3 protein-coding genes are annotated in these 2,503 nt (G+C 29.6%); all 3 read left to right on the forward strand.

The annotated features are described in order from the left end of the window. Window positions 1–1,590 (forward strand): hypothetical protein (locus SVN78_10140; protein MDY6821966.1); only part of this gene is annotated, 1,590 nt, incomplete at its 5' end. Between the two features lie 14 nt (window positions 1,591–1,604). Continuing rightward, entirely contained in the window at window positions 1,605–2,297 is a 693-nt protein-coding gene (locus SVN78_10145) for a flagellar hook capping FlgD N-terminal domain-containing protein (protein MDY6821967.1), read from the forward strand. A gap of 33 nt (window positions 2,298–2,330) precedes the next feature. Continuing rightward, window positions 2,331–2,503, forward strand: a 173-nt coding sequence (locus SVN78_10150) for a flagellar basal body protein (GenBank protein ID MDY6821968.1), incomplete at its 3' end; no start/stop codon positions are given.

The following is a 2,503-nucleotide window of genomic DNA, read 5'->3' on the forward strand; positions in this document are numbered from 1 at the left end:
GAAAAAAATACTGATGAGGCATCAAATAGAGATTTATTTAATAAGCTTAACAAATTAAAGAAATCTATAGAGCATTTATTTGAAAATGGGGAAATTTTTTCCACGAAAAATGTAAATAGTAATAAGATATGGAAAGAAATACCTGGTAACAATGAAGTAATGAATTCTGATAAAATAATTAATGAAAAAATTAAATCATCATTGAAAGAGATATATGAAAAGATAAGCAGCTTTATAGATAGTTTTTCTAATGAAAGCATAGTTAGTAAAGGTATTATTGCTTCGTCAGAGCATTTTCTAGATACAACTAATGTTAGCAAAGAGAAAGCTTCTATACCAAATAGCTTAGAAGAATTAGCAAGGAGCAAAAATTTCCTCATAGGCAAAAATAAACTTATTAGTAATAATTCTGATGCTTTTGGTAAATACGTTAGTAAAATAAAAATTGAAAAAAATGAACCTATAAATAATAACCATAATTTGGTTGATAAAAAAAATATAGAAGAAACTAAGAATTACATAAATAATGGAGTTAAAGAAGAAAATGTTAATTCAAAAATAGAAGTTTTAATAAATAAGATCATCTCTGTAGCAGAGAATAAGAATAATATTTTAATGGAATCCAAGCTTCTGAATAAATTGATGTACAGTAAATTGGAAAATAAAGATATTTTATCAAAAATAGGGCCGTTGGAGAATAATATAAATACTAATGAGAGTGATAAACTACAAAAAGTACTAAATACATTGGAGAAATTTATTAATAAATTAGAGAATGGAAATCATGGGAATGAAGTAGCAAAGTTGCTCAATGATAGGTTAATAGCTAAATATACTGGCGAAGGTGGTGAAATAGGCAAATTAAATTTTATTAATACAAATAAAGAAGATAAATTATTTAGGGAGATATTCCTTAAAAATAATAAGCAAAAAGATGCAAAAGAAGGTACTTCAAAAGAGGTTAATAATATAGATACTAGTAGAGTCCATAGAAGAGCCCTTGCTGATCATGATTTCAATAGGCAAAATATTGAGAAAACAAAAAACCATGGCCATGAAGGTGGCAGGGCTGAACAATTGTTAGCAAAAGAAAGTCAGTTAAATAATAACAACTCATATATAAGGATGCAACAGATGCAAGTTGACAGTAATTTAACAGATAAGAATGTATTTGAGCTTAGAGGGGATCAGCTATCAAGCCCAAGGTTGATAAAGGATATTGCTAATAAGATTGTTGAATATGTAAAATTTGTAAAAGAAAGCAACCATTCAAAAGCTGAATTAAAAATTGCAATGGAGGATATTGGAAAAGTAAAAATATTGTTAACTGATAATAATGACAGTATAAAGGCAAAGATTTTTTTAGACAATGATAATCTAAAGCACCTTATAACAACAGCTTTTGAGAGTATAAAGGGTAACCTAGTACAGAAAGGTGTAAATATATCTGAGTATAATTTTTTTAATTTTAGTAGAGAACATAACAATAAGAGAGAGCATGAAGAAGATAAGAGTGGCAAAAAATTTGCTAGTAAAAAGATAGAGAAGATTAGAGAAGAGGAAACAAAACTTAATGCATTATATGCATAAGTTAGGAGGTCAAAATGTTTTTAGAAAATCTAGATGGAATTAGATTTGTTGAGGATATACCAAAAGATAATACTCCAAAAAAGGAAATGGACAAAGATGCTTTTCTGCAACTTTTAGTTGCCCAGATGAAAAATCAAAACCCAGCAGAACCAATGGATAATTCAGAGTTTGTGTCACAATCTGCTCAATTTTCTGCTTTGGAACAACTTATTAATCTATCAGATAAATTAGATAACCTGAATAACCAGGTTAAAGACCTATCGGGTAATAACCAATTATTAACGGCATCGAACTTTATTGGCAAAGAGGTTAGATATATGGGCAATAAGACATATTTTGATGGGAATCAAGCAGAAATATCATTCCAGGTAAACAATAAACCATCAAAGGTGGAGATCTCATTAATTGATAATAACGGCAAGGTGATTACTAAGTTAGTCAGTGATGAGGCCGTTGCTGGTAAAAATAAGGTTATATGGGATGGTAAAAACTTAGATGGTAAAATTGTCCCGGAGGGGGTATATGCATTTCAGGTAGATGCCTATAATGAAAGTGGTAAACCCATTACTGTTAATACATATTCAGAGGGTATAGTTAGTGGTGTTGTTAATGATGCTGGCACATTGAAATTTAATGTTGATAACAATATGGTTACTATGGACCAGATTTTATCGGTTAATCAAGTTGATAGTAATGGTAACACTTAAAATAAACTAAAATAAATAGTAGGAGGTTTTTGTATGATTAGATCACTTTATACTTCTTTAACAGGTCTCAATCAAAATCAAAATGCAATGGATGTGGTTGGTGATAATCTATCGAATGTTAACACAACAGGCTATAAAGCTGATAGAATAGTATTTCAAGATCTTTTTAACCAGACCCTTTCGGGTGCAATGCCACCAACAGGTGA

The sequence above is a fragment of the Deferribacterota bacterium genome (assembly GCA_034189185.1).
Taxonomy (GTDB): domain Bacteria; phylum Chrysiogenota; class Deferribacteres; order Deferribacterales; family UBA228; genus UBA228.

Excerpts from the sequence above, each read along its gene's own strand:
- SVN78_10145 (MDY6821967.1), top strand. The coding sequence starts at position 1,605 with ATGTTTTTAGAAAATCTAGATGGAATTAGATTTGTTGAGGATATACCA.